Genomic DNA, 26,694 nt, shown 5'->3' on the forward strand with positions numbered 1-26,694 from the left:
GGCGGGGAGGGGGACCATGAGCTTCATCCTGCGCCGTATTTCGACGACGAAGACCGGCAAACAGATCATCCGCGATACGGCGCTGCCGGGCGACGCGATCACCCTTGGGCGCGAGGGCAGCAACACCATCCACGTCGCGGATCTCGCGGTGAACCCGCATCACGCGACGATCAGCAGCGCCGACGGCCGGACCGTCCGCGTCGCGGCGAGCGAGGGGCTGGGCTTCGACCTCAACGGACGCAGCGAAACCATCGCCGATATCGACAGCGGCGCGGGCGGCGAGCTGCGCTTCGGCGGCCACCGGCTGACGATCGCGCGCGAGGGCGAGAATATCATCCTGCTCGTCGAGCGCATCGACGAGCTGTCGCAGTCGTCGAAGGATGTCGACGAGGCAAAGGCCTTTTCACTGCAGGGCGTGATGCTCGGCAAGCGCATGGGGGCGTGGCTGTTCGGGCTGCTGATGCTGCTCGCCTTCCTGATCGGGCCGATCTGGGCGTGGTACAGCTACAAGAATGTTAACGAGCGCCCCGACGGTTACCATGCCGACAGCGCGTGGCTGTCGGGGCCGCTGTCGAGCGCGCACGCGAGCCTGAAGAACGACTGCCAGTCGTGCCATGTCGAGCCTTTTGTCGCGGTGACCGACAAGGCGTGCGTCGGCTGCCACACCGGCGAGCACAAGGCGATGAGCATGGCGCATGCGGGTGCGCCGGCAGCGATGCTCCTCGCCGCGCGTCACCCGCCGGGGATCGGCGAAAAGGTGCTGGCGGGCTTTGCCAAGACCTTCAACAAGCCGCAGGGGCGCTGCGTCGAATGCCATACCGAGCATGAGGGCGCGGGGCCGATGCCCGCGACGCCGCAGAAATTTTGCGCCGATTGCCACGACGGCATGTCGGCGCGATTGAAGATTGCCGGGCATCCGACGACGCTCGCCGATGCGGCCGATTTCGGCACGAGCCACCCCGAATTCCGCCCGCTCGTCCGCGCCGCGCCCGGCGCGAAGCTGGTACGCACGACGCTGAGCAAGGGGACGGTCGACTACAACGGCCTCAAATTCCCGCACGACATGCATTTGCAGGCGACCGGCGGGGTCGCGCGCATGGCGGCGAGTTTCCGCGGCCGCTACGATTTCGGCAAGAAGCTGGAGTGCGCGAATTGCCACCGCGTCGAGGCCGACGGGGTGCGCGTCAAGCCGGTCGAAATGGAACGCGACTGCGCGATGTGCCACAGCCTCGCCTTCGAGACCGTCGGCGGGGTGACGCGGACTTTGCGCCATGGCGAGCCCGACCAGGTCGTCGCCGATCTCACCGCTTATTATCGCTCGACCCCGCCCGGGCGACCGCTCCAGCTTGGCGGCATGCAGCGGCGGCGTCCGGGCGCCTATGCCGAGGGGCAGGTTTACAACATCTATTTCAACGAAGTCGCGACACGGCCCAGCCGTGCGCAGGATGCGGTGCGCGCGGTCTTCTCAAAGGGCGGCGCGTGCTACGACTGCCACACGATCTTTGCGCCGCAGACCGGCAACAGCTGGCGGGTTGCGGCGGTCAGCCAGACGCCGCGCTACCTGCAAAAAGGCTGGTTCGACCATGACGCGCATAAGGAAACCGAATGCGCTGACTGCCACACCGCCGCGCCGGGATCGAAAACCTCGACCGACCTGCTCGTGCCGGGGCTGCGTCAGTGCCGCGATTGCCATGTCGGCGAGGGCGGGGCGCGCGTCGTAAAGGTCGAAACCGCGACCGAATCGCCCTGCGCGATGTGCCACGAATATCATTCGGACGGCGGGAAACCGTGGTTGCCGCCGCGCAGAGCCAAGAAAAACACCGCCGCAATCGCAAATAAACCTCTTGCTGCTACCTATAGTGTGAGCATGATCACAGGAACCGGGGGGCGGGGCCTTTACGATGTGACGTGGCGCACACCTCCCTTGCACGGGGCAAGGCGGGGCGGGTGAGGTTTTATGGGTCGGGACCAGCCGACCGGAACGGGGGACGGATATGCTGATCGCGCAGATCACAGATATCCATATCGGGTTCGATCCGGACAATCCGGCCGAATATAACCGCAAGCGCCTCGACGAGGTGCTCGACGTGTTGATCGAGGGGCCGAACCGGCCTGATCTGCTACTCGCGACCGGCGATCTTTCCGATCGCGGCGACGACGACAGCTATCGCCGCCTCGCCACCGCCTTTTCGCGCTGTCCCTTTCCGGTGTGGCCGAGCGTCGGCAATCATGATTTGCGTGACAATTTTCACGCCCGCTTTCCGGGTCTCGACGACGGCAACGGTTTCGTTCAGTACACGATCGAACTCCCCGAACTACGGCTGGTGACGATCGATACGCTGGAGGAAGGGCGCCATGGCGGCGCATTTTGCGACCGGCGCGCCGCCTGGCTCGACGCCGAACTGGCGAAGGATAGTGCGAAGCCCACCTATATCGTCATGCACCATCCGCCGATCGAAAGCGGGATCGAGTGGATGAACACCGACCCCGACGAGCCGTGGGTCGCGGTCTTCACCGACGTGGTACGCCGCCACCCGCAGGTTCGCGGGCTGATCTGCGGCCATCTCCACCGGAGCGTCACCGTCGCATGGGAAGGCCGCACGATCGCGATCTGTTCGTCGACGGCACCGCAGGTCTCACTCGACCTCAGGCCCATCGACGAGAACAAGCCCGACGACCGCCCGATGATCGTCGCCGAAGATCCCGCCTATGCGCTCCACCGCTGGAACGGGCGCGAACTCGTCAGCTTCTACGACCATGCCGGCGCGCACACCATGCTCGCCAAATATGACGAACGGCTGCAACCGCTGGTGCGCGAGTTGAAGGCCGAGCGGCCGCGTCAGTAGCCGAGCGTCAGATCGACCCGCGGCTCGACGGCCTCACCCTGCTTCCAGCGGTCCAGATTTTCGAGGAAACGCTGCGCCGAGCGGACGAACATCTTGTCCTGTGCGCGGCCCGACAGGTGCATCGTGATGTGGGCATTGTCGAGGCTCCACAGCGGATCGTCCGAGGGCAGCGGTTCGGGGGTCGTGACGTCGAGGAAGGCCGACGCGATCTGCTGTTCGTTCAGCGCCGTGACCAAGGCGTCCTGATCGACGACGCTGCCGCGCGCGATGTTGATCAGCGTCGCGGTCGGCTTCATTGCAGCGAGTTCCGCTGCGCCGATCATGCCGTCGGTCTCGGGGGTCGCGGGGACTGCGAGGATCACCCAGTCGAAAGCGCCGAGCTGCGCGCGCCATTGGTCGGGGGTCAGCGTATTGGGGCCGGGCGAGCGACGAACCACCGTCACATCGACGGCAAAGGCTTTCAGCCGTTCTTCGATCAGCTTGCCGATCGCACCGTAGCCGAGCAGCAGCGCCTTCGATCCGAACAGTTCGACCTTGCCCGGTGAGTCCATCAGCCACTCGCGGCGTTCCTGCGCGCGCACGACATCGCGGTACCCCTTGGCGACGGTGAGCATGCCCATCACGACATATTCGGCGATGGTGATCGCGTTGATACCGGCACCATTGGTCACAATCGTACCGCGCTCATGGAGCAGATCCAGCGGCATGCCGTCCACCCCGGCATAGATGGAATTGAGCCATTTGAGATTCGTCGCGGCGGTGATGACTGCGGCCATATCCTTCTTGTCGTACATGTCGAACCAGCCGATCTCGGCCTGCGGCGCGAGTTCGAGCGCCTCTTCCTTCGACGCGAAGAATTTGGGTTCGATCCAGTCGGGCAGCCGGTTTTCGACAAGTGGACGGATCAGGCCCGAAAGGACAGTCACGGTCTTGGTCATGATTTTCCTACTGCTGAAATGCGTGCCAGCCCGCCCAGGCCAGCGGGACGAGGCCGACCAGATCGACCAGCGCGATGGTGCCGAGCGCCGCGGGGCGCCCGTAGGACTGATAGAGAAACAGGAAGCTGAGCATCGAGATTGCGGCGAGCAAGGTCGCGAGCTTGCGCCCGCCGGGATCGAACGCCGCCCACACGCGGGCAACGAGCACCGCAAAGAACAGCGCGGCGCGGTGATGCATCAGCAGGAAGAGCGGGCTGTCCGGCGGGATGCGATAGAGCCGCGTGATCAACGCCGGCCGGAACAGCGCCAGCGCCGGGATCAGGTGGACAAGGCCGACGAGCAGCCAGCAGATCAGTTGCGACATGCAACGAGGCTAGCAGCCCGCGGGCCTGCGACAAGCCTCTAATTGGCGCTGGGTTGCCAGTCCCATCCGAGCGGGTCGCCGTCCATCACCTCGACCCCCGCGGCGACGAGTTCGTCGCGCAGCGCATCGGATGCGGCAAAATCCTTGGCGGCGCGGGCGTCCTTGCGGCGCGCGAGCGTCGCTTCGATTTCGTCTTCGCCGATCGTCGCGGTCTTGGGGCGGACGCGCAGGTCGGCGCGCGCGGTCGTCAGCAGGTTAAGGCCGAGGACGGCATCCATCGCGGCGAGTGCCGCATGCTTCTGGCCGGCGTCGATCTTTTTCATCGCTGCCGTTTCTTCGAGCAGCGTGAGCGCGACCGGCGTGTTGAGGTCGTCCGACATCGCCGCGTCGAACTTTGCCAGCAGATCCATGAGGCGGCGGTCGGTCGGCTCGGCCGGCTCTGCATCGCGCGCCGTGGCGGCCGCCATCACCAGTCGTTTGAGCCGTGTTAGCGCCGCGCCAAGACCATCCCAGCTGAACTCCAGCTCGCTGCGATAATGCGCCTGCAGGCACATGAGGCGATAGGCGAGGGGGTGATAACCCTTGTCGATCAGCAGTTGCAGACGCAAAAATTCGCCGCTCGATTTCGACATCTTGCCGCTGCGGTCGACGAGAAAATTATTATGCATCCATATCCGCGCGCCGCTGTCTGGCGAGCAGCTGTGCGCCTGGTTCTGCGCAATCTCGTTCGGATGGTGGATCTCGCGATGGTCGATCCCGCCGGTGTGAATATCGAACGGAAAGCCGAGCAGCGCTTCCGACATCACCGAGCATTCGAGGTGCCAGCCCGGCGCGCCGCGGCCCCACGGTGAATCCCATTCCATCTGGCGCGTCTCGCCCGCGGGCGTCTTGCGCCAGATCGCGAAGTCGGCGAGCGCACGTTTGCCATCGACGGGATCGATGCGGCTCTCGCCCTCATCGGTGCCGTGACGCGCGAGGCGGCCATAGTCGGGGACGGTGGCGGTATCGAAATAGAGGCCGCCATCGAGTTCGTAGCAATGCTTGTCGGCGATGCTTTTGCCCCATTGGATCATCGCTTCGACATATTCGGTGGCGCGCGGGTGCTGCTTGTCCCGGATATTTAGACGCGCAAGATCGGTCTCAAAATCCGCCTGATAGAAAGCCGCGATGTCCCAGGCGCTTTTCCCTTGCGCGGCGGCCGCCTTCTCCATCTTGTCGTCGCCGGCGTCGGCGTCGGATGTCAGATGCCCGACATCGGTGATGTTGATGACGTGGGTGAGCTTATAACCCTTGTACGACAGCGTTCGCCCTAGCGTGTCGCCAAAGACATAGGCGCGCATATTGCCGATATGCTGATAATTATAGACCGTCGGTCCGCAGCTATAGACGCGCGCCTCGCCGGGGTGGACGGGCTCGAACGGTTCGAGGCTGCGCGTCAGGCTGTTGAACAGCTTGAGCGGGGAGGCAGGGGCGTCGGTCATAACCGCGCCCATGCCTTGCTCCGCCCGCCGGCGTCAACCGAAAGCCTTATTGCTGCGGCGGCGTCCACAGATCGTCGTTGCCCGCGCCGGTCACCGGATCGTCGAGCAGCGGCTCGCCGGTCATCGGATCGATATCGCGCATCGTGATCAGCGCTTGCGGGAAATTATTGCCTTCGCCCACGCCGTCGTCATCGTCGACCTCCTCGTCGATAATATCCTGCACCGGGAAATTATTCTCGAAATCGAAGGTCACGGTGGTGCAGGCGGTCGGGCTGGCGATAAGGCAGCCGTTGAAGGTCGACCGGCGATCATAGCTGCCGACCACCGGCGCCGCGCCGCCTATCGTCAGCAGCGGGACCGTGTCGATGCCGGTGATCTGGCCGCCCGCGCCAAGCTGCACCCCGTTGATGACGATGCGCGACGTCCCTTGCGTCCGCACATCGAGTCCGCCGGCGCCGAAGGTCAGCCCGCGGCGCTGCGCGAAGTCGGTGCCCGCACCGCTGTTCTGGACATAGAAGCCGCCGACGACCTCGGCGCGGATTCCGCGTGCGAACAGCGCGCCCTCGTCGAGCGTGACGCCGTCATTCTGGCCGAGGCGCGTATTGATCGCGTCGGTCGTCGTCGCCGCGCCAACCGCGGTAATGGCGGCCTCGGTCGCGACGATGATGTCGTCCGATGCCATGTTGAGCTGCCCGCCCGGCGCATTATTTGCCCCGAGCAACCGGACGCTGCCCCGGCCGAGGATGACTTCGAGCGCATCGCCCGCGGCGAGGTTGAGCGCGTTGGCGTCGGTGAGGCCCGTTAGCTGGACATTGCCGATCACGCGCATCTTGCCCGGGGTGCGGATCGTCAGCGCGCCATTGGCGCCGAGGTTGGCGTTCGATGCGCCACCGGTCATCGTGAAGGTGTCGACGACGACGTCGGGCGGCGTTGCCGACCCGACCGAAACGGGCCCCGCGCTCTGCACCTCGGGCGCGAAGATTTCGATCTGTGTGCCATAGAGGCGCGTCAGCTCGTCGGCGTCGATATGATAGCCGTTGGGGCCGTTGGGTCCGGCAATGCCACCGACGAAGGTCTGGTTGGCGGTGTTGTTGTTGGCGACCGACAGCTGCCGGGTCACGCCCGCGGTGCCGACGCGGCCCGTCGGCGCAATGCTGATTCCCGCCGAGGCGAGCGAGATCGACTGGCCGGTGACGACGCCGTTGATCCCGAGCGATGCGCGCGCCGCGGCGGTGAGGTTGCCGGCAACGGTAACGGTGTCGAGATTGAGGAAACCGACCGAATTTTCGATGACCGCGTTGGCGGCGGTGAGGTTGCCGATGGTCATCGCCTCGCCCTGCGTGCGCAGGTCGGCGGTGCCGGCGACAGTGCCGGTGGCGACCGAGAAGTCGCCACCCCCGCGGACATAGGCGTCGCCGACGTCGGTGGTCAGCGTGGCAAAATGCAGATCGCCGCCGCTTTCGATGCGGATCGCATTGGCGCTGGCGTTGATCGTACCCCCCGCGATGAGGCTGCCGAGCTGGATATTGCCGTCGCTGCTGTCGAGGCTGGTCGTGCCGAGGGCATTGGCCTGGTTCGCAGCGACCCCGGTCGCGCCGGTGAGCGTCACATCCTGTCCCTCGATCGACGTGATGCCGATCGCGGTCCCCGCAGTCAGCGTCGCATTGCCAGCCGCGCGGACGCCGCCGCCCGTGATCCCGGCGGACGAATTGACGGCGACATCGCCGTCGGCGCTCAGCGTCGGAAGCGCGGAGCCGCCGGGGCTGGTGAGCGCGGCGAGCGTCACGCCCTGCGCGGTGATCGTCGCATTGCGTCCCGCCGCCACGGTGCCGGTCAGATTGGCGATACCCGCCGCATCGACCACAACGTCGCTGAAGGCATCGAGGCCCGCGAGCGTGGTTGCGCCGCCTTGCGTGCGGATGCTGCTGTCGCCGCCGGTGGTGCCGAGGCCGAGCGTCGTCGCGCCGTTGACCGCGATATTGTTCGCGGCGTTGAGCAGGATGTCGTCGCCGGCGGACAGCGTCGCCGCGCCGATCGCGCCGGCGGTCGACGCCATCACGATGTCGGCGCCGTTGATGCCTTGCGACCCTTCGCCCGTGCCGATGGTGAAGGTCGGGCTGCCCGAGGCTGTCGAGAAATCGAGGATATGCGTGTCGGCGCCGGCGCCGGTGGTGCGGACGTTAAGCGCGTCGATATTGCCCGCGGCGCGGACGGTGATGTCGTCGCCGCCCGTGACATCGGTCAGGCTGGCGGTCGTTCCCGCGATGACGAGAACGTCCTCGCCCGCCGTGCCGCCATCGATCGACGCCGCGACCCCGGCGTTGACACCGAACATGCGCGCCGCCGAGCTGTCGGTGAGCGTCGCATTGCCCGCGGCGATGACGAACAGATTGCCCTCCGCCGCGATGCCGTTGCGGTCGACATAACCGCCGTTCGCCTGCGCCGAAGCGTTGATATTGGCATCTGAATTCAGGAAGATATTGCCGCCCGCCACATAGGTGCCGGAAAGGTCGGCGGCCGAGAAGATCGAGATGTTGCCATCGACGTCGGCATTGGTCACCGCAACCGCGCCGCCGGTGCCGAAGGCGAAGAAGGACGCCGCGCCCGTGACATTGCCGGTGAGCGCGATGCTGTTGGCGAAGAGGTTGATGTCTTCGCCCGCGGCGATCGACCCGCCGCGAATGCCTTCGGCGCCCGCCGCCGTACCGTCCGCCGAAAGCCCGACCGACAGGCCGGCGGTGATCGAGTTAAAGGCGATCGACTGGCCCTGGACCTGGACGAAACCGCCCGCGGTCGAGTTGCCGAGGTCGACGGCGCCGGGCGAGGTGATCGAGATGTCACCGCCGGTGATGATCGAATTGAGCCCGGTGCGGAAGCTGGCGGCATTTGCGGTGAAATCATTGACCGCTTCGGCATGCTCGATGCTCGCGGCACCGCTGCTGCTGATCGTGATGTCGGCGGCATCGAGCCGATCGACACCGATCGTCGCGGCGGCGCCTTCGCCGGTCAGCGAGAGCGTGGCCCCTGCGGCGAGCAAGCTGCCCGGCGCGCCGCTGATGCTGGTTCCCGCGACGATGAACAGATCGTCGGTGGCCTCGATCGTCGGTGCCGCATTGGCCCCGCGCAAATCATGGCGGATATCGATCTGGTCGCCCGCCTGCAGCTGCGCCGTTTCGCCGACGGTCACGCGTCCGGCGCCCGCTGCATAAAGGCCGATCGAGCCGTCGGTGCCGAGCGTCAGGCTTCCGGCTTCGATTGTCCCGCCGGTCGCGCCAAGGAAGATGCCCGCGGGCGCTGTGTCGGTGTCGTTGTTGGTCGGATTGGCCAGGCCGCGCACCTCGACGTCGAGGCTGGTGAAGTTGACTCGGCTGTCGCTACGAATTTCGACGCGGCCTGCAGTATCGCCGCTGGCAAAGATATTGGTGTTGCCAAGGTCGATCAGGCCGGGGCCGGCGTTGGTAGTCAGCGCATCGATATTGACGCGCCCGCCGGCGGTGCCCGCAAAACCGCCGTTTGTGCCGGGCAGACTGCCGCCGCCGCCGGCAAGGCCGCCGTTGCCGCCGGTTCCCGACTGACCGCTGACATCGATTTCCAGAGACTCGCCGGCGGTCGTGATCGTGCCGCCGTCGGCAATCAGCCGTACCGATCCGCCGACCCCGCCGCCGCCGAGGCCGCCATCGCCGCCAATATTGCCGGCGCCGAAATCGGCGGTGCTGCCGTTGCCGCCGTTGCCGCCGATCCCGGTGCTGCCGAGTTCCACGACGTCGCCGGCGGCCAGGCCGAGCGTCATCGTCGCGCCATCGCGCGAAATGACCTCGATCGCGCCGCCCTGCGCGCTGCCGCCATCGCCGCCCGAGGGCGCGACCGCCGCCGACGAGCTGAAGCCGAGGCGGCCGTCGCCGCCATTGCCGCCGGCCGCGCCGGTGACAAAATTGGCCTGCGTCACCCTGACGCGCGCATTGGGGCCGTCGGCGAGGACGCTCGACGTCCCGCCAAAGGCATTGCCGCCGTCGCCGCCGCGTCCGTCGTCGGCATCGCCGCCGTCGCCGCCTTCCGCCGTCGAATCGAGACTGATCGCAAGCGTGCCGGCGTCGAAATCGTCGACGATCGCCTGCGCGATGCCGCCATAGCCATCGCCACCCGCGCCGCCGACATTGTACGCGCCGCCAAGGCCGCCGGTGCCCTGCGCAACGGCACCGACATCGGTGATCGTGCCCGACGTCGCCGCCAGTCCGATCGTCGCGCGCCCGCCCCGGCCGATGCCGCCCCGGCCGCCGACGCCGACGCCGGTCGCGCTGCCCGAACTGCTCGAGAAGAAGGAGGAGCCGCCTTGGCCGCCGATACCCGATGCATCGGCGGTCACGCTGCTCGCCGTGACCGAGCCGCCGGTCAGGTTGACGCTGGCGGTGCCGCCGGACCCGTTTCCGCCATTGCCGGGCGTTCCGGGTGGGGACCCGAAACCCGCGTTGAAGCCGCCGCCGGTGCCGCCGGTGCCATTGGCATAGGCCTCGATCACGCTCGCATCGACGACGGCGGTGCCGCCGATGTTGATGACCGCATTACCGCCGACACCCGCACCGCCGGTGCCGCCCGCGATGATGTTGGCCGGATCGTCATCATTCCCGTCCGTCCCCGGACGGCCTTCGCCGTTCGCCGATGCGATGATGTCGGCGGCGGTGATCGTCCCCCCCGACAGGTCGATCGTCGCGACACCGCCGGTGCCCGTGCCCGACACGCTCTGCGCGATCCCGCCCAAGCCATCGGCGCTGATGCTCATGTCGCTGATCGAGATGTCGCCGCCGGTCTGGGTGAAGGTCGCGGTGCCGCCGGTGCCGTTGGCGCCGCCGCCGCTGGCGCCGCGGCCGGAACCGTTCGCCGACAGCTCGATGAGGCCGCCCGACACGGTGCCGCCCCGGACATCGAGCGTGACCGTGCCGCCACGTCCGTTTCCGCTGCTATCGATCGGCCCGCCCGGAACCTCGATCTCCACCGCTGTGCGGCCGTCGGCCGCGGCAGAAAGCTGGCCATAGTCGATTGCGCTGCCGGAACTGGCGGCGGTCTGGATCAGGATGGTTCCGCCGGTGCCTGTCGGGGCGGCTCCTGCCGTTGTCGCCCCGCCCGATGTGCCGCCCGCGATCAGGTCGGCGCCGACGCCAAGGTCGAGGCGGCCGCCATCGGCGATCAGCTGGATCGTCCCGCCCGTCGCCGCGGTGCCGGCGGCGCTGCTGCCGGAAGTCGCGCTGGCGTTGAGCTCGTTTGTCGAGTCGAGAGTCGCCCGGATTTCCCCGCCATTGCGGGCAAACAGGTCGATCGTCCCGCCCTGCGCGGAGCCGCCCGTGCCAACGACATGGGCCGTGCTGCTGCTGGCATCGACCCGATAGATCTCGGCCACGATCGTTCCGCCGTCGGCGAGGAAGTCGACATTGCCGCCAACGCCGTTTCCGGCGCTTTGCGTGACGGCGTTGGACATGTTTCCGCCCATCGCCTGGACGATGAGGCTATTGCCCGTGGTAATCGTGCCGCCCGCGGTTGCGCTGACGGCGACATTGCCGCCGGTGCCCGATCCGAAATTCTCGCCGGCCGGGTTGGATGGAAAGGGATTCATGCCAACCGCGAAAAGATTGATGCCGTCGCTGCTGCTGATGGTCGATCCGTTGGTCGCCGCCAACGTCACATTATTCCCGCGCGCGTTGCCCGATTGCCCCGTGGTGCCGCTGGGGCTGAGCGCGATTCCGGCCTCGGCCGATGCGACGAGGGCGATCGACGCAAATTGCGCGGTGGCGCCGCCGTCGGCCGTCAGGCTCGCCGTGCCGCCCAGCGCATCGCCGCCGGCCGAATTTTCTCCGCCCGCATCGCCGCCCCGTCCGCTGGCATCGAGCGAGAGTGTGCCGAGCGATTTGATTCCGCCATTGTCGCTGTTTATGACGAGAGCGGCGCTACCGCCCGTTCCGTCGCCGCCGTTTAAGGTATCATCCGGGCCGGAGAAACTTCCGCCGGTGCCCAGCGCCTCGATCGATGTGTCCGAAGATTCGAACGCGGTGTTCGATCCGAGGATTTCGATGCGCGCGGTGCCGCCCGTTCCGTTGCCCGCCTGAGCCGGGCCGAATCCCCCGCTGCCATTTGCGTCGATCGACACATTGTTGGTCGCGCGGAAGCTTGCGCCATCGGAAACCGTCAGCGTCGCGGTGCCGCCTTGCGCATCGCCGCCGGTCGGGATGGAAATATTGGTGGGGCCGAACGCCGACGCGCTGATGAGGACGGTGCCAGTGTCCAGCAATGTGCCGGAATTGCTGACAGAAATGCTGGCAGTGCCGCCCCGGGCGTTTCCTGCCAGGCCATTTGTTCCGATGTCGGCAGAAGCGATTGCGGATAGGGAGAGGACCGGGGTTGTTACGGTGCCCCCGGTAATCGTCAGGCTGGCGGTCCCGCCCTGACTGTCGCCGGTTGCCGTGGCGGGCAGGCTCAGCGACGTGATCTGCAACAGATTACCTGTCGACAGCGTCCCGCCGGTCACATTCACTGCAACATTGCCTGCGGCGCCAGCGGCGCCATCCGATCGGACCGTCAGATTACCCGTCGCGCCGCCCTGCTGACCCGCGCCGATGGTCAGCGACGCACCGGCGTCGCCGCTGAAAACCCCGTTGCCTTCGACGAAGATTTGTCCCGCTGACGACAGAGGGGGCGGCGATCCCGGGATCTGTTGCAGCGCCTCGCCGACAAAGGTGCCGCTTGCACGCGCGACGGTGCTGCTACGGAACAGCGTATCGTTGACGATTATATTTGCCGCGGTGGCGTTCACGGGGTTCAAATTCTGTTCGCCGCTCGTGATATTATAGCCGGCGGACAGGCGTATCGCGCCATCTTCTTCTGTTGCCGAGACGGCGTCGTCATAACCGATCGCCCCCGACACCAGCATCGTCACCGCGTCATTCTTGGGAATGGCGACCATATAGATGCGGCTTTGGTCGGTATCGCCGTCCTGATGCGCGGGGCCGGTGGTCGTGCCGGTGTGGGTGATCGCGTTGCCGCCCTCGACCCCCCGGGTGACGTTGATGTCGAAGAGGCCGCCGTTGATGCGGATATCGGCCTGTTCGGCGGCGACATAAGCGGCCGACCCGTCGACGCGGACGGTCCCAGCCTGGACGACGCGCGGCGCGACGAGCGCGATATAGCTGCTGCCGGGATTGCCGACATTGTTCGCGTTGATCGCGCCGTTGACGGTGATTGCCGACGTGCTGCCCGCCGTCCCGTTGAACCGGATCGTTCCGCCGGGACCGAACAGGCCGCCGGTCGTGACGATGTCGTTGGTGGTGAGGACAAGGCTGCCGACGTTGATCACGCCCGACGCGCCGATCAGGATGCCGCCGGCGTTATAGAACCAGATATTGCCGCCGCGCGGGCCGCTGGTCGATCCGACATAGCTGTTCACAATGCCGTTCAGCGCGATCTGGTCGGTAATCGAGGTGCCCGCCCCGTCGACGAACCGGTTGAGAACGACATAGCCTGTGGTGTCGCCGACATAGTCCAGCGTGTTGCCTGTGGGCAGGAAGTCGATCACGCCCGCGACTGGCGTGTTGGAGGGTGTCCAGTCGACAATGCTTTGCGGCCCGTTGACGTTGACCGTCGATGGATTCACGCCCGTCCCCACGGTCGTACCCGAAGGGAGGGTCGTGATCGTGCCCGACCCCGCGACCTGTGCGAGCGTGGGGCCGCCATAGGCGAGCGCCATCATCCCGGCGGCGATCGCGCAGCTTGTCAGCAGTCGCTGCTTGCCGGGGCCGCTGGGCGAGAGGGAGGCGATGGCACGCATATCCGTTGTCCTCGATGCAAAATTCATGGTCAGCGCGCCCTCACGCCGAATAAGGTTGTCAGCGATATCAGCAGCCGCGGATCGGGCCGCTCGGCGAGGAAGCCGCCGCGGTTGAGCGGTACGGCGAGTGTCATGTCGAGCCGCGCGAGATCGCCGTAAGCGACGCGTATGCCGCCGCCCGCCGAATAGAGCTTCTGCGGATCGAGCCCGTCGAAGGCGGTGTCCTTGTTCCACACCCATGCGGCGTCGAAAAAGACGAAGGGCTGGAAGGCGAAGCTTTCGGTATTGGCGGGAACGAATGATCCGTAGCGCGCCTCCAAAGCCACCGCGACGCCGCTGTCGCCGATCACCGTGCCGGGGTCGAAGCCGCGTCCGACGGTGAAATTGCCACCCGAAAACTCCTCATAGGCGAGCAAAGGATCGTTCGCCCACTGCGCGCGCGGCGCCGCCGACAGCGTGAACAGCTTTGCCGGCCGCCATTCGGCGAGCGCATTGGCGCGGACGAGGAAGGCGTCGGGCTGTCCCTCGACACGCGTCAGCGGGATCGCGCCGGGCAGGAAACACGCCATGCCGCCGGGACCGCAATCGTCGCTGGCGCCGAGGAAGGAGGCGCCCTTGCGCGCTTCGAACGAAGTGGAGAGCGACCAGCGCGGTTCGCTGGGGCTGTAACCGCCGCGTCCCGCGATCGAGCCGGGATCGATCCAGCTCGCGTCCGCACGCACATTGAAGACGCGCAGCCGGTCGCGGTTGATCGGGAGGCTGGCCAGGCCGATGTCCTGGTCGATGAAATCGAGCCCGCCGCCGAGGGTCACGCGCCGTGCCTGTGTCAGCACGAGCGGATAGGCGGTGAACAGGCTGACGATCTGGGTGTTCGACTTGACGGGAAAGCCGGTGATGTCGGGGCGCGTCCAGGCGTAGGTATAGCTGGCGCCGAAGCGCAGCCCTTCGCCGCCGACGCGAAACTCGTGCGACGCCTGCACGACCTTTTGTTCGTCTAAATCGGGGGTCGCATAAAAGCTGACGGTCGTGAGGTCGCCCATGCCGGTGAGGCCGGCGAAGCGCGCGCGCGCGATGCCGCCCCAGCGGCCGACGTCGCGCGAACCGAAATTCTGGGCGTTGAAGTCGAAGGTGAAGGGGGTGCGCGCGACGGTGACTTCGCCGACGACCTCTCCTGGAACCGCGCCGGGGCGCAGCGTCAGGCGCGCATCCATCCCCGGAATGTCGCGCGCGAGCAGCAGGTAACGCTCGGCATCGACGATGTTGAACACCGGCTGGTCGTCGAGCCGCGACAGATAGCGTTGCAGCAGGCGTTCGTTCGCGCCCGCGTCGCCGCGCACCTCGATCCGCGACATGCGCGCCGACAATATGTCGAGCCGGACGACGCCGTCGCCGATCGTCTGCGGTGGCACGCGGACCGCCGCCAGATAACCCTTTGACCGCAAGATCGTCGCGGCGCGGTCGCGAATGTCGCACACCGCCGAGATCGGCAATTCCTGTCCGACGCGGTCGGACCAGCTCGGCGCCAGCACCGCATTGTCGATGCCTTCGACGCTCGAAAATTCGACCCCGCGCAAGGTGAAGCGGACGTTGGCGAATTCGGGGTTGGCGAGCGGGCAGGGCGCGCGCTCGATGCCGTCGTCGACCGCGACGACCTGTTCGTTGGGCTGGACCGCGGGCACCGGCGGCGGGCGCTGGATTTCCTCGCGCGTCGGGATTTGCGGGGTCGCCTGCGCCCACGCCGCGGCGGGCAGGACCGCGGCGATTACCGCCGCCGAACCGGCCAGCGCGCTGCGGATCGCGGCGCGCCCCGGCCGTTCGATCGCATGTATTCCGAAGTCCCCCGACACGGTCATCACCACCCCTTGCGTATAGGCGCGCCGCGACGATCGCGATGCGCCAACTCCACTGCGCTGCCACAAGGCGGCAGCGCAAATTTCGACCCAAGGAAATGTTCCGTCACGCGACCGGCGGAATTTCCTTAGAAGATTATCAGACAGATAGGGCGGGGACAATCGCCGCCGCCCCATCCATTTACCTTATCCCGCTTCGGCTTCCGACATCGTGTCGACGAGGCGGTTGAGCTGCGGCGAGCAGCCCTTCGCCATCAGCATGTCGACCGATCCTTCGACCGTGTCGGGCGCGTTTTCGATCGCGGCGAAGCGCACTGTTACCGGCTTGGCGAGGCCGCCGCCCGACAGGCGATAGTCGGTGCCATATTGCACCGGCAGCACATCGGTCGGCCATTTGCGGAAATTCGCGCCGTCGACGATCGCGACGGTCGCCTTTTTGCCGGCGCTTTCGATCTCGAGCGCGGTGTCGCCTTCCATATTGGGACGCCACAGCATCAGCACGGCCGGATCGAGGACGCAAAAGGTCCCGGCCTCGCGATAATCGAGCAGCCAGAGGTTCGGCGCGCGGACATTGGCGGGGGTTTCATCGCCCGGACCGCGCGAGAACCCACCGCGCGACCGCATCGTCGGCCCCTTGGCGAGCATGCGCGTGACGTTGCCGCCGAGCGACTGGCTCGCCTGCACGGTGCCGGTGGCGCCAAAGGTACCTGGCCCCGACAGCGTGCGCGTCTTGCCCGCCTGCATCAGCACGATCTTGTCGCCCGCGACGAGGGTCAGCTTGTCGACGGACTTGAGCTTGGCACCGGCGGGATATTTGCTCGCCGACGGGCCGGTCGAGCGGACAACCATCGATTGGGCAGCAGCGGTGCCGACGCAGGCGATGGCGGCGATGGCCGCGGCGGCGGTGAGGCCGAGGCGGCGCATCCGGAAATCAGGAAAGGACATAGCTTTCTCCCTCTTTTGTCTCGTTAAGGCGTTCTATCAGAAACATGATGGCTGCATCCTGACCGAAATCCGCCTGTATTGCTGTGGCACAGGTCACATAGGTTTTTTTGTCGCCCGCAGTGTGTGCGGCGACCAGCGCGGCGATGCGCGCGCGCTGGTCGGGGGCAAGGTCGGGGCGCGGAGTGAAGACATCGACGGGTTGCGCGCGGCCGCGCAGCGTGACGCGGCCCATCGGCACAAGGTCGTCGCGGCCCGAGCGCGCGCCGGCCTCTGCGGAGATCAGCACGCCCGTTTTCAGCCCCTTGTTCGCGGCCTCGAGCCGTGACGCAGTGTTCATGCTGTCGCCGAGCGCGGTGTACTGGATGCGTCCTTCGCCGCCGAAATTGCCGACGATCGCGTCGCCGACGTGCAGGCCCACGCGCGTCATCCCGATTGGCGGGACGTCCTCGCCGGACAGGTCGACGCGATATTTCTCGCCCGCCTGATACATGGCGAGCGCGGCGGCGGCGGCCCGCGGGCCATCGTCGGGGCGGCTGAGCGGCGCGCCCCAGAAGGCGACAATCGCATCGCCGACGAATTTGTCGATCGTCCCGCCATGTTCGAGGACGATGTCGGACAGGCGATCGAGATATTCGTTGAGCAGCCGCGCGACGGTTTCCGGCGTCACCGCGTGGCTGAGCTTCGTAAAGCCTTCGAGGTCGGTGAAGACACAGAAAATATTGCGCCGCTCGCCGTGGAGCGAGAGCTGGTCGGGGTCGCGCATGATCTGCGCCGCGACGTCGGCGGGCAGATATTTGCCAAGCGCCGACTGCGCAAAGGCGCGCTGGCGCGACCCGATCGTGCGTGCGGCGGTGCCGACCGCGGCGTAACCGAACAGCCAGCCGACCGCCCAGCCGAAGGTCGGCAGCGTCGTCGTGTCGATGCCGCGTCCCTGCAGCCAGAAAGGGAAGGCGATGAAAAAGGCCATTTGCCCGAGGAAGGCGAGCGCGACCCAGCGTGCGCGCAGGTCGATAAGGCTCGTCAGCCCGCCCGCAAGAACGATCAGCACCGCGAGCACCCAAAGCGCCGGCGCGGCGATCGGCCGCGTCCATGCCTTGTCGAGCTGCTGCGCCAGCATATGCGCGTGGACCTCGAGCCCGATCATCGTTTCATGCTGGCCGGTGATCGCGTCGGGAAAGCGGCTGAGCGGCGTGTTGAACTGGTCGTTGTCGATGATGTCGCCGCCGATCAGGATATAGCGCCCTTTGACCAGCTCCGAAAAACCGGCGCGCATCTCGGCATCCATCGGCATCGCGAAGGTGTCGATCGGGATGTTGGCGAAGACGGGTTCCTCCTGCCCCGCCGCGGCGCGCGCGGGGACGAGGAAGCGGATATTGCCCTGGAAATTCGCATGCGCCGCGTCGACGGGAGCCATCGCATTGGACATCAAAGGCGGCAAATTCTTCGGCCGGTCGGGCCAGTTGCGGATCACGCTGTCGTCATCGGTGCGAAACAGCACGCTTGTCGGCTTCGTCTTCGCGGTCGTGACGTCGGCGATATAGGACTGGAGGAATTTCTGCTGTTCGTAGAAGATCGTGTTCGGGTTGCTCGCCTGTTCGGCATAGGCGAGCCAGGTCGGGGTCTTCATCGCGCGCAGCTGCGCCTTCAGCAGATCGTCGTCGGGGCGCGGCGAGTCGAAGGCAATATCGATGCCGATCGCTTTCGCGCCCATCTGGTCGAGATTGCCGAGCGCATTGGCGAGCAAAGTACGGTCGAGCGGCGAGCGGATGCCCGTGTTGAACAAGGTCTCGTCATTATAGGTGACCAGAGTGATGCGTTTATCCTGCTCGACATGCGGTGCCATCAGCGTCGCGCGCGCGTCGTAAAGTGCGCGCTCGGCGGCGTCGATCAGCGGCATCTGCCAGCTGAAGCGCGCGATCAGGATCGCGACAATCAGGAAGACGATCGTCGCCGCCATCCGCGACGGGCCGAGCTGCATGACCAGCCGGCGCACCCGCTTGCGCAGCGGCACCGCGGCCTGCTGGCCGTCCTGCGCGGGCGCGTCGGCCGCGGGAACAAGGACGTCGGGTGCGTTCATCGATTTAGCGGGCGGCGCGCCCGGCAGCCTCGCCGTTTCGGGCGGTCGTCGCGCCGTTGTGAAGCAGCGCCTGGCCGCCGTCGCCGATGATCGCGAAGCCCGCCCAATAATAGGGATGCGACGTTTGCTGGTCGTCCATCAAGCGCAGCTGCGTTCCCCATAGGGCGTCGGCGACGCTCGTGCCCTGATTGGCGGCAAACAGCCCGCCGATCAGCCGCTGGGTCGCATCGAAATCGTCGGGCGCGGGCCAGTGGCTTGCGATCACCGACCGGCCGCCCGCGCCGATGAAGCTGCGCACCAGCCCGTCGAGCGCATTGCCGCCGCCCGAGAGGCCGGCTTCGCGGGTCGCCGCGACGCTCGCCGCGCCGGCGGTGTCGCACGCCGACAGGATGACGAGGTCGGCGTCGATCTTGAGGTCGAAGATTTCCTGGAAGGTCAGCAGCCCGTCCGAATCCTGCCCGCCGAACGAGGTGACGAGCGCGGGGCGCGCAGGACAGGCCGGGCGCGGCGCGGTGACAAGGCCGTGCGTGGCGAAATGGATGATGCGATAGTCGCCAAGGTCGGCGCGATTTTTCACCGCGGTGTCGGTAAAGGCGCCGCCGGTGAGCAGAGTGCCCGCCTCGCGGCCCATCGCGTTGCGCGCGGTCACCAGTTCGTCGGCGGAGATCGGGCGGGACCATTGCGCGACATCCCACAGGCAATCGCCATCGACGCCGCCCGCCACGGCGCCGCGGGTGCCGAGCGAGGGCAGCCGTCCGCTGACTGGCAGATTCTCGCCCAGCCCGAAATATTGGTTGGCCGCCCTCGACGGCGCGGCTTGCCGCGCGTTGCGGAAGCCGAGCGTCGACACCGCGGTGCTCGGCCGCGACGTCCGGCCGAGCCAGGCGATCTGGCGCATGTCGAACGGATCGGCGTCGGGATCGAGCAGGCGCTTCTCATAGGCGGCAAGCCCGGTGTCGGTGGTGACGAGCAGGTTGATCGGCAGCCGCAGCATCGCGCCGTCGGGCTCGAAGATCAGGTGCGCGATGGTGGGAAGGCGCGCCGCTACGGGTGCGAACAACTGGCCATAAAGCTTGTACGAGGTGGCGGCGTCGAAGGGATAGGTGACGCGGCGGCCATTCTCGACGAGCGAAATGGTCGAACGGATCGTGTCGACCGCCGTGTCGAGGTCCGACGCGCTGATGTCCGATTTCCAGAGCTGCGCCCCGTCTTGCTCGATCAGCATCGCATAAACGCCGTCGCCAACGACGAGCATCTTCAGATAGGCTTCGCCCGGACGCAGAACCTGCTGCAACTCGGCAAGGTCGAGCTTACCCGATGCAACGACGCGATATTGCGGAAAGGCCGACAGCGCGGCGACGGTTTCGGCCTGCTGGACCGACAAATTGTCGAGCTGCGCCTTGATGTCGGCGCGCAAGGCGTTGACTTCGGGCGATTCCGGCAGCTGGGCAAGCCGGGCATCCTCGATCCGCGCGCGCTCCAGATCGCGATTTAGCGTCGTCGCCTGGCGGAACAGGCGGGCGCCGTCGCTGCTGCCGCTCGACAGTTCGCGCGCGAGCACCGCTTGCGTATCGGCGACGCCCGGGCGGATCTGGAGCTGGCTGGCGACGAAGAAATCCTCGATCGCCTTGGGTTCGGTCGCCGAACGCGCGGCGAGCCGCCGGTAATAGGGCGCCATCATGTTCGCCATGCCCGCGGTCGATCGCTGCGTGCTGGCGAGCGCGGTGACGACCTCGCGATAAATGCCCATCGCCTTGTCGTCCTGTCCCTCGCGGGTGAGGAAGGCGGCGTAGCGCGCGCGCGCCGAGGCGAGCGCGTTGGTTTCGGGATATTCGACGGCGAGCAGGTTCACCGATTCACGGAATCGTGCGTCGGCGGCCGCCTTGTCGCCGCTCGCCTCTTCGGCCAGCGCGAGCTCGCCGAGCATCTGCGAACGCAGGCGGATGATCGAGGTGACGCGGCCTTCGCGTACCGCGATCGCGTCGGTCAGCCCCTTGAGCTGCGCGGTTTTCGACGCCTGCGCATTGCCGCGCAGCCGCTCGACGGTGCCGAGCAGGTGGATCGCCTGCGCATCGATGATCTGCGCGCGTTCGAGCGGCGAAAGCCGCTCGCGATCGCCGGCCTGGCGGATGACGCGGGCATTGTCGCCGCTGTTGACCCCGGCGACGATCTGCGGCGTCAGCGTCACCGCGGTGCCCGCGACCGTCACGCCGGTCGTGAGCGGCGGGATCGGCGTCTGGAGCCGCGTGGCGGCCCCGTCATAATCGCGCTGGTTGAGCGCGTTGATCGCCCGGAAATTGCGGCGGAGGCGCAGCTGGACCGGGTCGCCGGTCGGGATCGCCTCGACCTCGGCGAACAGCCGTTCGGCTTCGGCGAATTCGCCAAGGTTCGAGCGTTGCAGCGCGCGGTTCAGCGTGACTTCGGTCGGGTCGATGTCGGCCGCCGACTGTTCCTCGGCGGCGCGGCGCGACAGCGCTTCGAAAAATTCGGCCGCCTCGGCATAGTCGCCGCTGTGGTTGCGGCGATATCCCTCGGCCAGCGCCTTGTCGACGTCGATCGTCCCGGCGATCGTCCGGGCAAAGCCGTCGTTGCCGCCGACAGAGATGGTCGCGACCTTGATGACGCCGGGCACGACCTTGCGCTGGCGGATCGATTCGAGCGCGATGTCGAGCGCGTCGCCATAGGCCTCGAAGCCCTCGACGGCATAGGTCGTCTCGCCCGCCGCCTCGATCCGCGTCTTCCATGCGATATTGGTGTCATGCACCGTGCAACCGCCATCCTTGACGCACGTGATCGCGCCCGTCCGTCCAATGGCGTTATTGATGCGCGCGCGCGCATCCTCGGGCGTGGCGCGCAGCATCCGGACATAGCCGACCGGCTGGCTCGCATCGCGGCAGACGATCGTCCAGGCGCGATCGAACATGCCCTTGACGACCTCGTCGCGAACGGTGGCCTGCACCTCGCAGAGCGAGCCGCCCTGATCGCCGATCGAAAAACTGTCGCGCAGCGTCGGATCCATGCCCTGCGCGAGTGCGGTTCCGGGCGCGGCGAAAGCCAGCAAGCCCAGAATCGACACAAGTTGCGGACGTCGAACGGTCATCACAAATCCCCCAAACACAGACGCAGAGACGCCATGCCGATTCGACGCCGGCAGGGCGGAAACTTTATTGCTGCGGTGCGACCCATTCCCTTGGGACGAAACCCTAAACCCTTCGTAAGCGAAAGGGAAGTGATCTGCCGCACAGGCGGCTTGCGCCGCGGGGACGCGCGACCTATCTGCAAAGGGACTTTCCCTTCGCACGAGGACAAAATGAGCGGATTCGACGATCGTGAACGCGCCTTCGAGGCAGAATTTGCACGCGACCAGGAGGTTCAGTTCCGGATCACCGCGCGCCGCAACCGGCTGGTCGGCGAATGGGCGGCCGAGCGCATGGGGCTGACCCCCGAGGAAACCGACGCCTATGCCAAGGCGGTGGTGCAGGCCGATTTCGAGGAAGCGGGCGACGAGGACGTCATCCGCAAGCTCGCGGGCGACCTCACCGCGGCGCAGGTCGAGATCAGCGATGCCGAGATTCGCGCGGCGCTGAACGACAAGGCGGTCGAGGCGCGGCGCCAGTTCATCGACAGCCAGAACTGAGGCGATAACGATGGGTATGCGCGAAGATGATTTGCGGGCGATGATCGTCGCGGCGTTTCCCGATGCCGAGGTCGCCATCACCGACCTTGCTGGCGACAACGACCATTATGCCGCGCATGTCGTCAGCGAATCCTTTCGCGGCATGACCCGCGTCGCGCAGCACAAGGCGGTGTACGCCGCGCTCGGCGGACGCATGGGCGGCGAACTTCATGCCTTGCAATTGACGACCGCAATCCCCTCATAAGGGGCATGCTTATTTGGGGCGCCAACGCGCCTGCCCGGAGACTGACAATGACCGACCCGACCACCCACGACCGCATCGCCAAGCTGGTCGCCGACAACCCCGTGCTGCTCTTCATGAAGGGCACGCCTTTGTTCCCGCAATGCGGCTTTTCTTCGCGCGCGATCGCGATGCTCGACCGCCTCGGCATCGAATATGAAACGGTCGACGTGCTGCAGGACATGGAAGTCCGTCAGGGCATCAAGGAATTTTCCGACTGGCCGACGATCCCCCAGCTTTATGTGAAGGGCGAATTTGTCGGCGGATCGGACATCATGATGGAAATGTGGGAAGCGGGCGAGCTTCGCACGCTGATGACCGGGATTCCGGCGCGCGCCGAGTAAGCTGCGCGGCTTTCGAATGCAAAAAACCCGCCGGCGCTCAGGCTCCGGTGGGTTTTTTATTGGCTGAAGGGTTCAGGCCGCCTCGGCATCCTCATACGCCTGCGCTTCGGCGGCGATCAGGATGTCGGCGAGCATCCAATAGGCTTCGCCCCACGCCGCGAGCACTTCGTCGGTCGCGACCTCTTCGCCCAGCACGTCGCGGATCGCGGGCAGCAGGGCTTCTGCAACATGGGGATAATGCTCCGGCTTCACCCCGGTTTCGATATGCCGTGCGACCATGCGCGCCACCGCGGTTCCGACGTTCTGCAGCTTGTCGATATTCTTGGCGTAGGCGAGGACCGCCGCCGCGAGGCGCTTCGGCTGCTCGCCGCTCGTCTGTGCGGCACGGTCGAACATCGCTTCGATATCCTTGTTCTCGAACAGCCGGGCATACATCGCGGTGGTGATCGCGAGGCCATGCTTTTCGAGCGCCGGGGCGGTGGCCTTGACGATCGTCATCGCGTGGGCGGAAGCAGTACGCATGTCTTTTGGATTCCTCTTCTGGACGGTGGATGAAAAAAGGCGACGTTCAGGCGGCGCGGCGACCGGCGGGGTCGCCCAAGCGGAAGAAAAGCGCGAGCTGGAGGCTTTCGGCGATGCGCGCGGCCTTCGCCTGCAAAGCGGTCGCGGCGGCGGGCGCCAGCAGCTCGTTCGTGGTGTCGGCCCAGATCGCGAGCCAGCGGTCGAACATCGCGGGAGTGATCGCGGCCTTGTGCTTCAGATGCTCGGCGACCGGGCTGCCCTTGTAGCGGCCGCTGGTCAGCATCACCGACGACCAGAAGGCGACGAGCTTTTCGAGATGGTGGGGCCAGTCGTGCACTGCGGCGTTGAACAGCGGCCCGATGTCGGCGTCGGCGCGCACGCGGTCGTAAAAGGCCGGGATCAGGCGCTCAAGCGCGGCTTCATCGATCTGGTCCTCCTGCGTCACGACTCGCTCCAATCATGCATTTGATGCGCATGTATGATCGCAATTTGAAACATGCAACAAAAATGCATATTATGGGATGGCGGACATTTTCGAAGGATCAGGATGCGCCTAACGCGCTACACCGACTATGCGATGCGCGTGCTCCTCTATGTGGGCGCGCAGGATGACGCGCGGCTGTGCCCGATTTCGGAGATTTCGCGCGCCTACGGCATTTCGCAGAACCATCTGATGAAGGTCGTCAACGACCTGGTGAACGCGGGTTATCTCGAAAGCGTGCGCGGGCGCTTCGGCGGGATCCGGCTGGCGCGGCCGGCGGCCGAAATCAACGTCGGCGCAGTGGTGCGCCACACCGAGGAAGGCTTCGACCTTGTCGATTGCGCCAGCTGCATCATCGCGCCCGCGTGCGGGCTGACCGGCGCGCTCGCCGAGGCGCTGGCGGCGTTTATGAAAGTGCTCGACGGCTACAGTCTCGCCGACCTGCTCGCGAAGCGCGCGAATTTCGCCGCGCTGTTCGGGATCGATCAGCCGGCCGCCACCTGAAAGATCGTCAGCGGCGCGCCCAGCCCTTGTCGCGGGCCTGCCGTTCGGCCGCGGCATCGAGCGGATCGCCCGCCATCATCGACGCCGCGGCGGCCGCGAGTTCTCCCGACGACGCCTGGCGATATTCGGTGCCCGCCTGTCCCTGCATCGTTCGTTCGAGGTGCCAGCCGCCGTCGTCCCGGCAGCCGATGCCGTCCAGCGACCGGCTTTCGAAACTGCGGCAATAGCGGCCGGCCTTATCTTCAAAACTGAGACCGATCCGCACCGCTGTGTTCGTGGATTGACCGGAGGCAAGCTGCGTCTCAAGCGCCGCCGCAAGCGGACCCGCGGCGATCATCGTGCCATTGGCTTCGGTGACGCTCGCGGGGGGCATCCATGGCTTCAGCCCAAGCGCCAGCCCGAGCGCGAGCGAGGCCGCGATCGCCCCCCAGTGGACCGGCGCGAAGCGTATCCGCTTTGCCTCGCGGCGCCCGGCGAGGCTGGCGTCGACTTTGTCGGGCGTCGCGAGCAGGGCGCGGAGCCGTTCGGGCACCGCCTCGTCGATCACGGGGGCATAATGCGCCGTCAACTGCGCCTTCAACGTCCGGTGCCGCGCGATTTCGGCGGCAAGCGCGGGGTCGCTTGTCGCTTCGCGTTCGATGCGGCGTGCGGTCAGGTCGTCGAGTTCGCCGTCGACAAAGGCGGCGACGGTGGCGGGATCGAAACTCATGCGGCCTCTCCCAGCAAATGCATCAGTGTTTCGCGACCGCGGGCGAGGCGCGAGGTGACGGTGCCGATCGGCACTTCCAATATTTCGGCGGCCTCGCGGTACGCATAACCTTCGACGAGGACGAGCATCACGACCTCGCGCTGTTCGCCCGGCAGGCGCGCCATCGCGCCGTCGACATCGCCGCGTAGCGCCCCCGCCTCGACTTCGGCCGCGCCGTCGCCGGCGACCTGCGTCGCGGCCTCGTCGATCGGGGTGTGAACGCCGCGACGCCCGGTCGCACGGCGATCGTCGATCCAGAGGTTGCGGGTGATGCGGTACATCCAGCTATCCAGTCTCGTTCCTTGTTGCCACTGTTCCTGCGACTTCAGGGCGCGTTCAATCGCCGCTTGGCACAAATCGTCGGCGTCGCTGGCATCGCGCGCCAGTCCGCGCGCAAAGCGGCGCAGACGGGGCAGCAATTCGACCAGTTCCTCTTCGAAGCGCATTGTCGCCTTATCGATTGTTCGAGGAAGAAACGTCAGGCTTCTATCGTTTCTTCCGTACGATGCTAAATTTTTTCGGGAACCGGCCGCCGTACCGGCCCTTGTGAGACTGATGATGCGATTCTGGACGATTTTTCTGGCGATGCTCTGCCTCCTGCTCAGCGGGACCGACGCGCGTGTCGCGGCGCAGATTGCGCTGCCGTCGGTGCAGCTTCCCGATGCCGCGCGCACGCTGCCGTCGCTGTCCGAGGTGGATACGGGGCGGCTGGCCGGGATCGGTGACCGGTTGCTGGATGTCCGGCTCGACCGCATCACAGCACTGGTCCGCCGCAATCGCGACAGCATCGAGCTCGACGAGCGCGGCGAACCCGCGGTGCGCGGCGTCCTTGTCGCGAGCGGGGTCGATAGGGCGATGATTGCGCGGGCGGGCGAGGCGGGGTTCGCGCTGATCGACCGCGAGCGCATCGAGGGGCTCGATCTCGATATCGCCCGCTTTCGCGTACCCGAGGGGCGCAGCCTTGGCCGGGCGCGCAAACAGCTTGCGAAGCTGCTTCCGGGTGCCGAGGTCGATGCCGACAATCTCTATTTTGCGAGCGGGCCGGGCGGCGCGTTGCCCGGGGCGATGCTCGCGGCCGCCCAAGGCAGCGGCAAGGCGAGCCTCGGCCTGATCGACGGCGGCGTCGCGGCGCATCCCTCGGTTGCAGGCCGGGTCGAACAGCGCGGTTTTGCGAAAGGCGCGCCGTCGGCGAGCCGCCATGGCACGGCGGTGGCGTCGCTGCTCGTCGGGAGCGGTTCGGTTCAGGGCGCGGCACCGGGTCAGCGCCTGCTCGCGGCCGATGTCTATGGGACCGACCCGGCCGGCGGCAACGCCAGCGCGATCGCGCGCGCGCTCGGCTGGCTTGCCCAAAACGGTGCCGCAGTGACGACGATCAGCCTCGTCGGACCCGACAACAAACTGCTTTCGACAGCCGTTTCGCGGGCGCAGCAGCGCGGGATGCTGATCGTCGCGGCGGTCGGCAACGACGGGCCCGCCGCGCCGCCCGCCTATCCGGCTTCGTACAAGGGCGTGTTTGCGGTGACCGGGGTCGACGCGAAAGCGCGCGCGTTGCCCGAGGCCGGGCGCGCACTGCATGTCGATTTTGCTGCACCCGGCGACGCGGTGCTGGCGGCGACGGGGGCAGGAAGCAGCGACCGGCTGCGCGGCACGTCTTTTGCCGCACCGCTCGTCGCCGGACGGCTTGCGCTTCGCTATCCCGCCCCCGCGATCGATCGCATCGGGCCCGCCGTCGCGGCGCTCGTCATGGAAGCCCGCGATCTGGGCAAGAAGGGGCGCGACAAAATCTATGGTCACGGCCTGATTTGCGCGACTTGCGCGGGCCGCTGACCCCTCCCTCGAAATTATCCGGAAGAAAATCGAATGCGCC

General features: G+C 66.7%; 19 protein-coding genes. 7 read left to right on the forward strand and 12 right to left on the reverse strand.

The genetic code is table 11. From position 1 onward, the window contains the following. The first annotated feature begins 16 nt into the window (after positions 1–16). Both ACTJI5_RS20490 and ACTJI5_RS20495 read left to right on the forward strand, forming a co-directional pair. Positions 17–1,951 (forward strand): cytochrome c3 family protein, encoded by a 1,935-nt coding sequence (locus ACTJI5_RS20490; RefSeq protein WP_440861607.1) that lies wholly within the window; start codon positions 17–19, stop codon positions 1,949–1,951. A gap of 43 nt (positions 1,952–1,994) precedes the next feature. Beyond that, positions 1,995–2,846: a metallophosphoesterase gene (locus ACTJI5_RS20495; RefSeq protein ID WP_037514665.1), complete on the forward strand. Its 852-nt coding sequence runs from the start codon at positions 1,995–1,997 to the stop codon at positions 2,844–2,846. On the opposite strand, the gene ACTJI5_RS20500 is transcribed toward ACTJI5_RS20495, so the two are convergent. From ACTJI5_RS20500 to ACTJI5_RS20535, 8 genes are all read right to left on the reverse strand, one after another. Further along, on the reverse strand, positions 2,840–3,784 hold the full coding sequence (locus tag ACTJI5_RS20500) for a D-2-hydroxyacid dehydrogenase (protein ID WP_439512989.1): 945 nt from the start codon (positions 3,782–3,784) through the stop codon (positions 2,840–2,842). The two genes, ACTJI5_RS20495 and ACTJI5_RS20500, sit on opposite strands and share 7 nt — an antisense overlap. A gap of 7 nt (positions 3,785–3,791) precedes the next feature. Then, positions 3,792–4,148 carry a hypothetical protein gene (locus tag ACTJI5_RS20505; protein WP_440861608.1) on the reverse strand — a complete coding sequence of 119 codons (357 nt, stop codon included), beginning with the start codon at positions 4,146–4,148 and terminating at the stop codon, positions 3,792–3,794. Positions 4,149–4,186: 38 nt separating this feature from the next. Further along, positions 4,187–5,629: a cysteine--tRNA ligase gene (cysS, locus tag ACTJI5_RS20510; protein WP_440861609.1), complete on the reverse strand. Its 1,443-nt coding sequence runs from the start codon at positions 5,627–5,629 to the stop codon at positions 4,187–4,189. 46 nt (positions 5,630–5,675) lie between these two features. Continuing rightward, positions 5,676–13,439 (reverse strand): beta strand repeat-containing protein, encoded by a 7,764-nt coding sequence (locus ACTJI5_RS20515; protein WP_440861610.1) that lies wholly within the window; start codon positions 13,437–13,439, stop codon positions 5,676–5,678. Between the two features lie 29 nt (positions 13,440–13,468). Further along, positions 13,469–15,292, reverse strand: a complete 1,824-nt coding sequence (locus ACTJI5_RS20520; protein ID WP_440861611.1) for a ShlB/FhaC/HecB family hemolysin secretion/activation protein — start codon at positions 15,290–15,292, stop codon at positions 13,469–13,471. A gap of 183 nt (positions 15,293–15,475) precedes the next feature. Beyond that, positions 15,476–16,234: a hypothetical protein gene (locus tag ACTJI5_RS20525; protein ID WP_440861612.1), complete on the reverse strand. Its 759-nt coding sequence runs from the start codon at positions 16,232–16,234 to the stop codon at positions 15,476–15,478. Further along, positions 16,221–18,311 carry a CHASE2 domain-containing protein gene (locus tag ACTJI5_RS20530; protein WP_440861613.1) on the reverse strand — a complete coding sequence of 697 codons (2,091 nt, stop codon included), beginning with the start codon at positions 18,309–18,311 and terminating at the stop codon, positions 16,221–16,223. The genes ACTJI5_RS20525 and ACTJI5_RS20530 overlap by 14 nt, the downstream gene beginning before the upstream one ends. A gap of 4 nt (positions 18,312–18,315) precedes the next feature. After that, positions 18,316–21,411: a CHAT domain-containing protein gene (locus tag ACTJI5_RS20535; RefSeq protein ID WP_440861614.1), complete on the reverse strand. Its 3,096-nt coding sequence runs from the start codon at positions 21,409–21,411 to the stop codon at positions 18,316–18,318. 210 nt (positions 21,412–21,621) lie between these two features. On the opposite strand from ACTJI5_RS20535, the gene ACTJI5_RS20540 reads away from it, so the two are divergent. The 3 genes from ACTJI5_RS20540 to grxD are packed head-to-tail and all read left to right on the forward strand — an operon-like array spanning position 21,622 to position 22,572. After that, positions 21,622–21,948, forward strand: a complete 327-nt coding sequence (locus tag ACTJI5_RS20540) for a DUF1476 domain-containing protein (protein ID WP_058536745.1) — start codon at positions 21,622–21,624, stop codon at positions 21,946–21,948. 10 nt (positions 21,949–21,958) lie between these two features. Next, entirely contained in the window at positions 21,959–22,192 is a 234-nt protein-coding gene (locus ACTJI5_RS20545) for a BolA/IbaG family iron-sulfur metabolism protein (protein WP_037514674.1), read from the forward strand. 47 nt (positions 22,193–22,239) lie between these two features. Next, positions 22,240–22,572, forward strand: a complete 333-nt coding sequence (gene grxD / locus ACTJI5_RS20550; RefSeq protein WP_440861615.1) for a Grx4 family monothiol glutaredoxin — start codon at positions 22,240–22,242, stop codon at positions 22,570–22,572. Positions 22,573–22,644: 72 nt separating this feature from the next. Here the strand turns inward: grxD and ACTJI5_RS20555 are convergent, their stop codons facing one another. Continuing rightward, positions 22,645–23,094 carry a globin domain-containing protein gene (locus ACTJI5_RS20555; protein ID WP_440861616.1) on the reverse strand — a complete coding sequence of 150 codons (450 nt, stop codon included), beginning with the start codon at positions 23,092–23,094 and terminating at the stop codon, positions 22,645–22,647. Positions 23,095–23,140: 46 nt separating this feature from the next. Continuing rightward, positions 23,141–23,539, reverse strand: a complete 399-nt coding sequence (locus ACTJI5_RS20560; protein WP_440861617.1) for a group III truncated hemoglobin — start codon at positions 23,537–23,539, stop codon at positions 23,141–23,143. Positions 23,540–23,641: 102 nt separating this feature from the next. Here ACTJI5_RS20560 and ACTJI5_RS20565 point away from each other — a divergent pair, with 102 nt between their 5' ends. Then, the gene (locus ACTJI5_RS20565) at positions 23,642–24,079 is read left to right on the forward strand and encodes an RrF2 family transcriptional regulator (RefSeq protein WP_440861618.1); all 438 of its coding nucleotides are present in this window, start codon (positions 23,642–23,644) and stop codon (positions 24,077–24,079) included. A gap of 7 nt (positions 24,080–24,086) precedes the next feature. Here the strand turns inward: ACTJI5_RS20565 and ACTJI5_RS20570 are convergent, their stop codons facing one another. Both ACTJI5_RS20570 and ACTJI5_RS20575 read right to left on the reverse strand, forming a co-directional pair. Further along, positions 24,087–24,788 carry an anti-sigma factor family protein gene (locus tag ACTJI5_RS20570; RefSeq protein WP_440861619.1) on the reverse strand — a complete coding sequence of 234 codons (702 nt, stop codon included), beginning with the start codon at positions 24,786–24,788 and terminating at the stop codon, positions 24,087–24,089. Next, a complete protein-coding gene (locus tag ACTJI5_RS20575; protein WP_058536994.1) occupies positions 24,785–25,273 on the reverse strand; it encodes an RNA polymerase sigma factor in 489 nt (162 codons plus the stop codon). The genes ACTJI5_RS20570 and ACTJI5_RS20575 overlap by 4 nt, the downstream gene beginning before the upstream one ends. Positions 25,274–25,385: 112 nt before the next feature. Between ACTJI5_RS20575 and ACTJI5_RS20580 the strand changes: the two genes are divergently transcribed. Further along, entirely contained in the window at positions 25,386–26,654 is a 1,269-nt protein-coding gene (locus tag ACTJI5_RS20580) for a S8 family serine peptidase (protein ID WP_310310694.1), read from the forward strand. The last annotated feature ends 40 nt before the right edge of the window (positions 26,655–26,694 follow it).

The organism is Sphingopyxis sp. 22461 (assembly GCF_052044915.1).
Classification (GTDB): domain Bacteria; phylum Pseudomonadota; class Alphaproteobacteria; order Sphingomonadales; family Sphingomonadaceae; genus Sphingopyxis.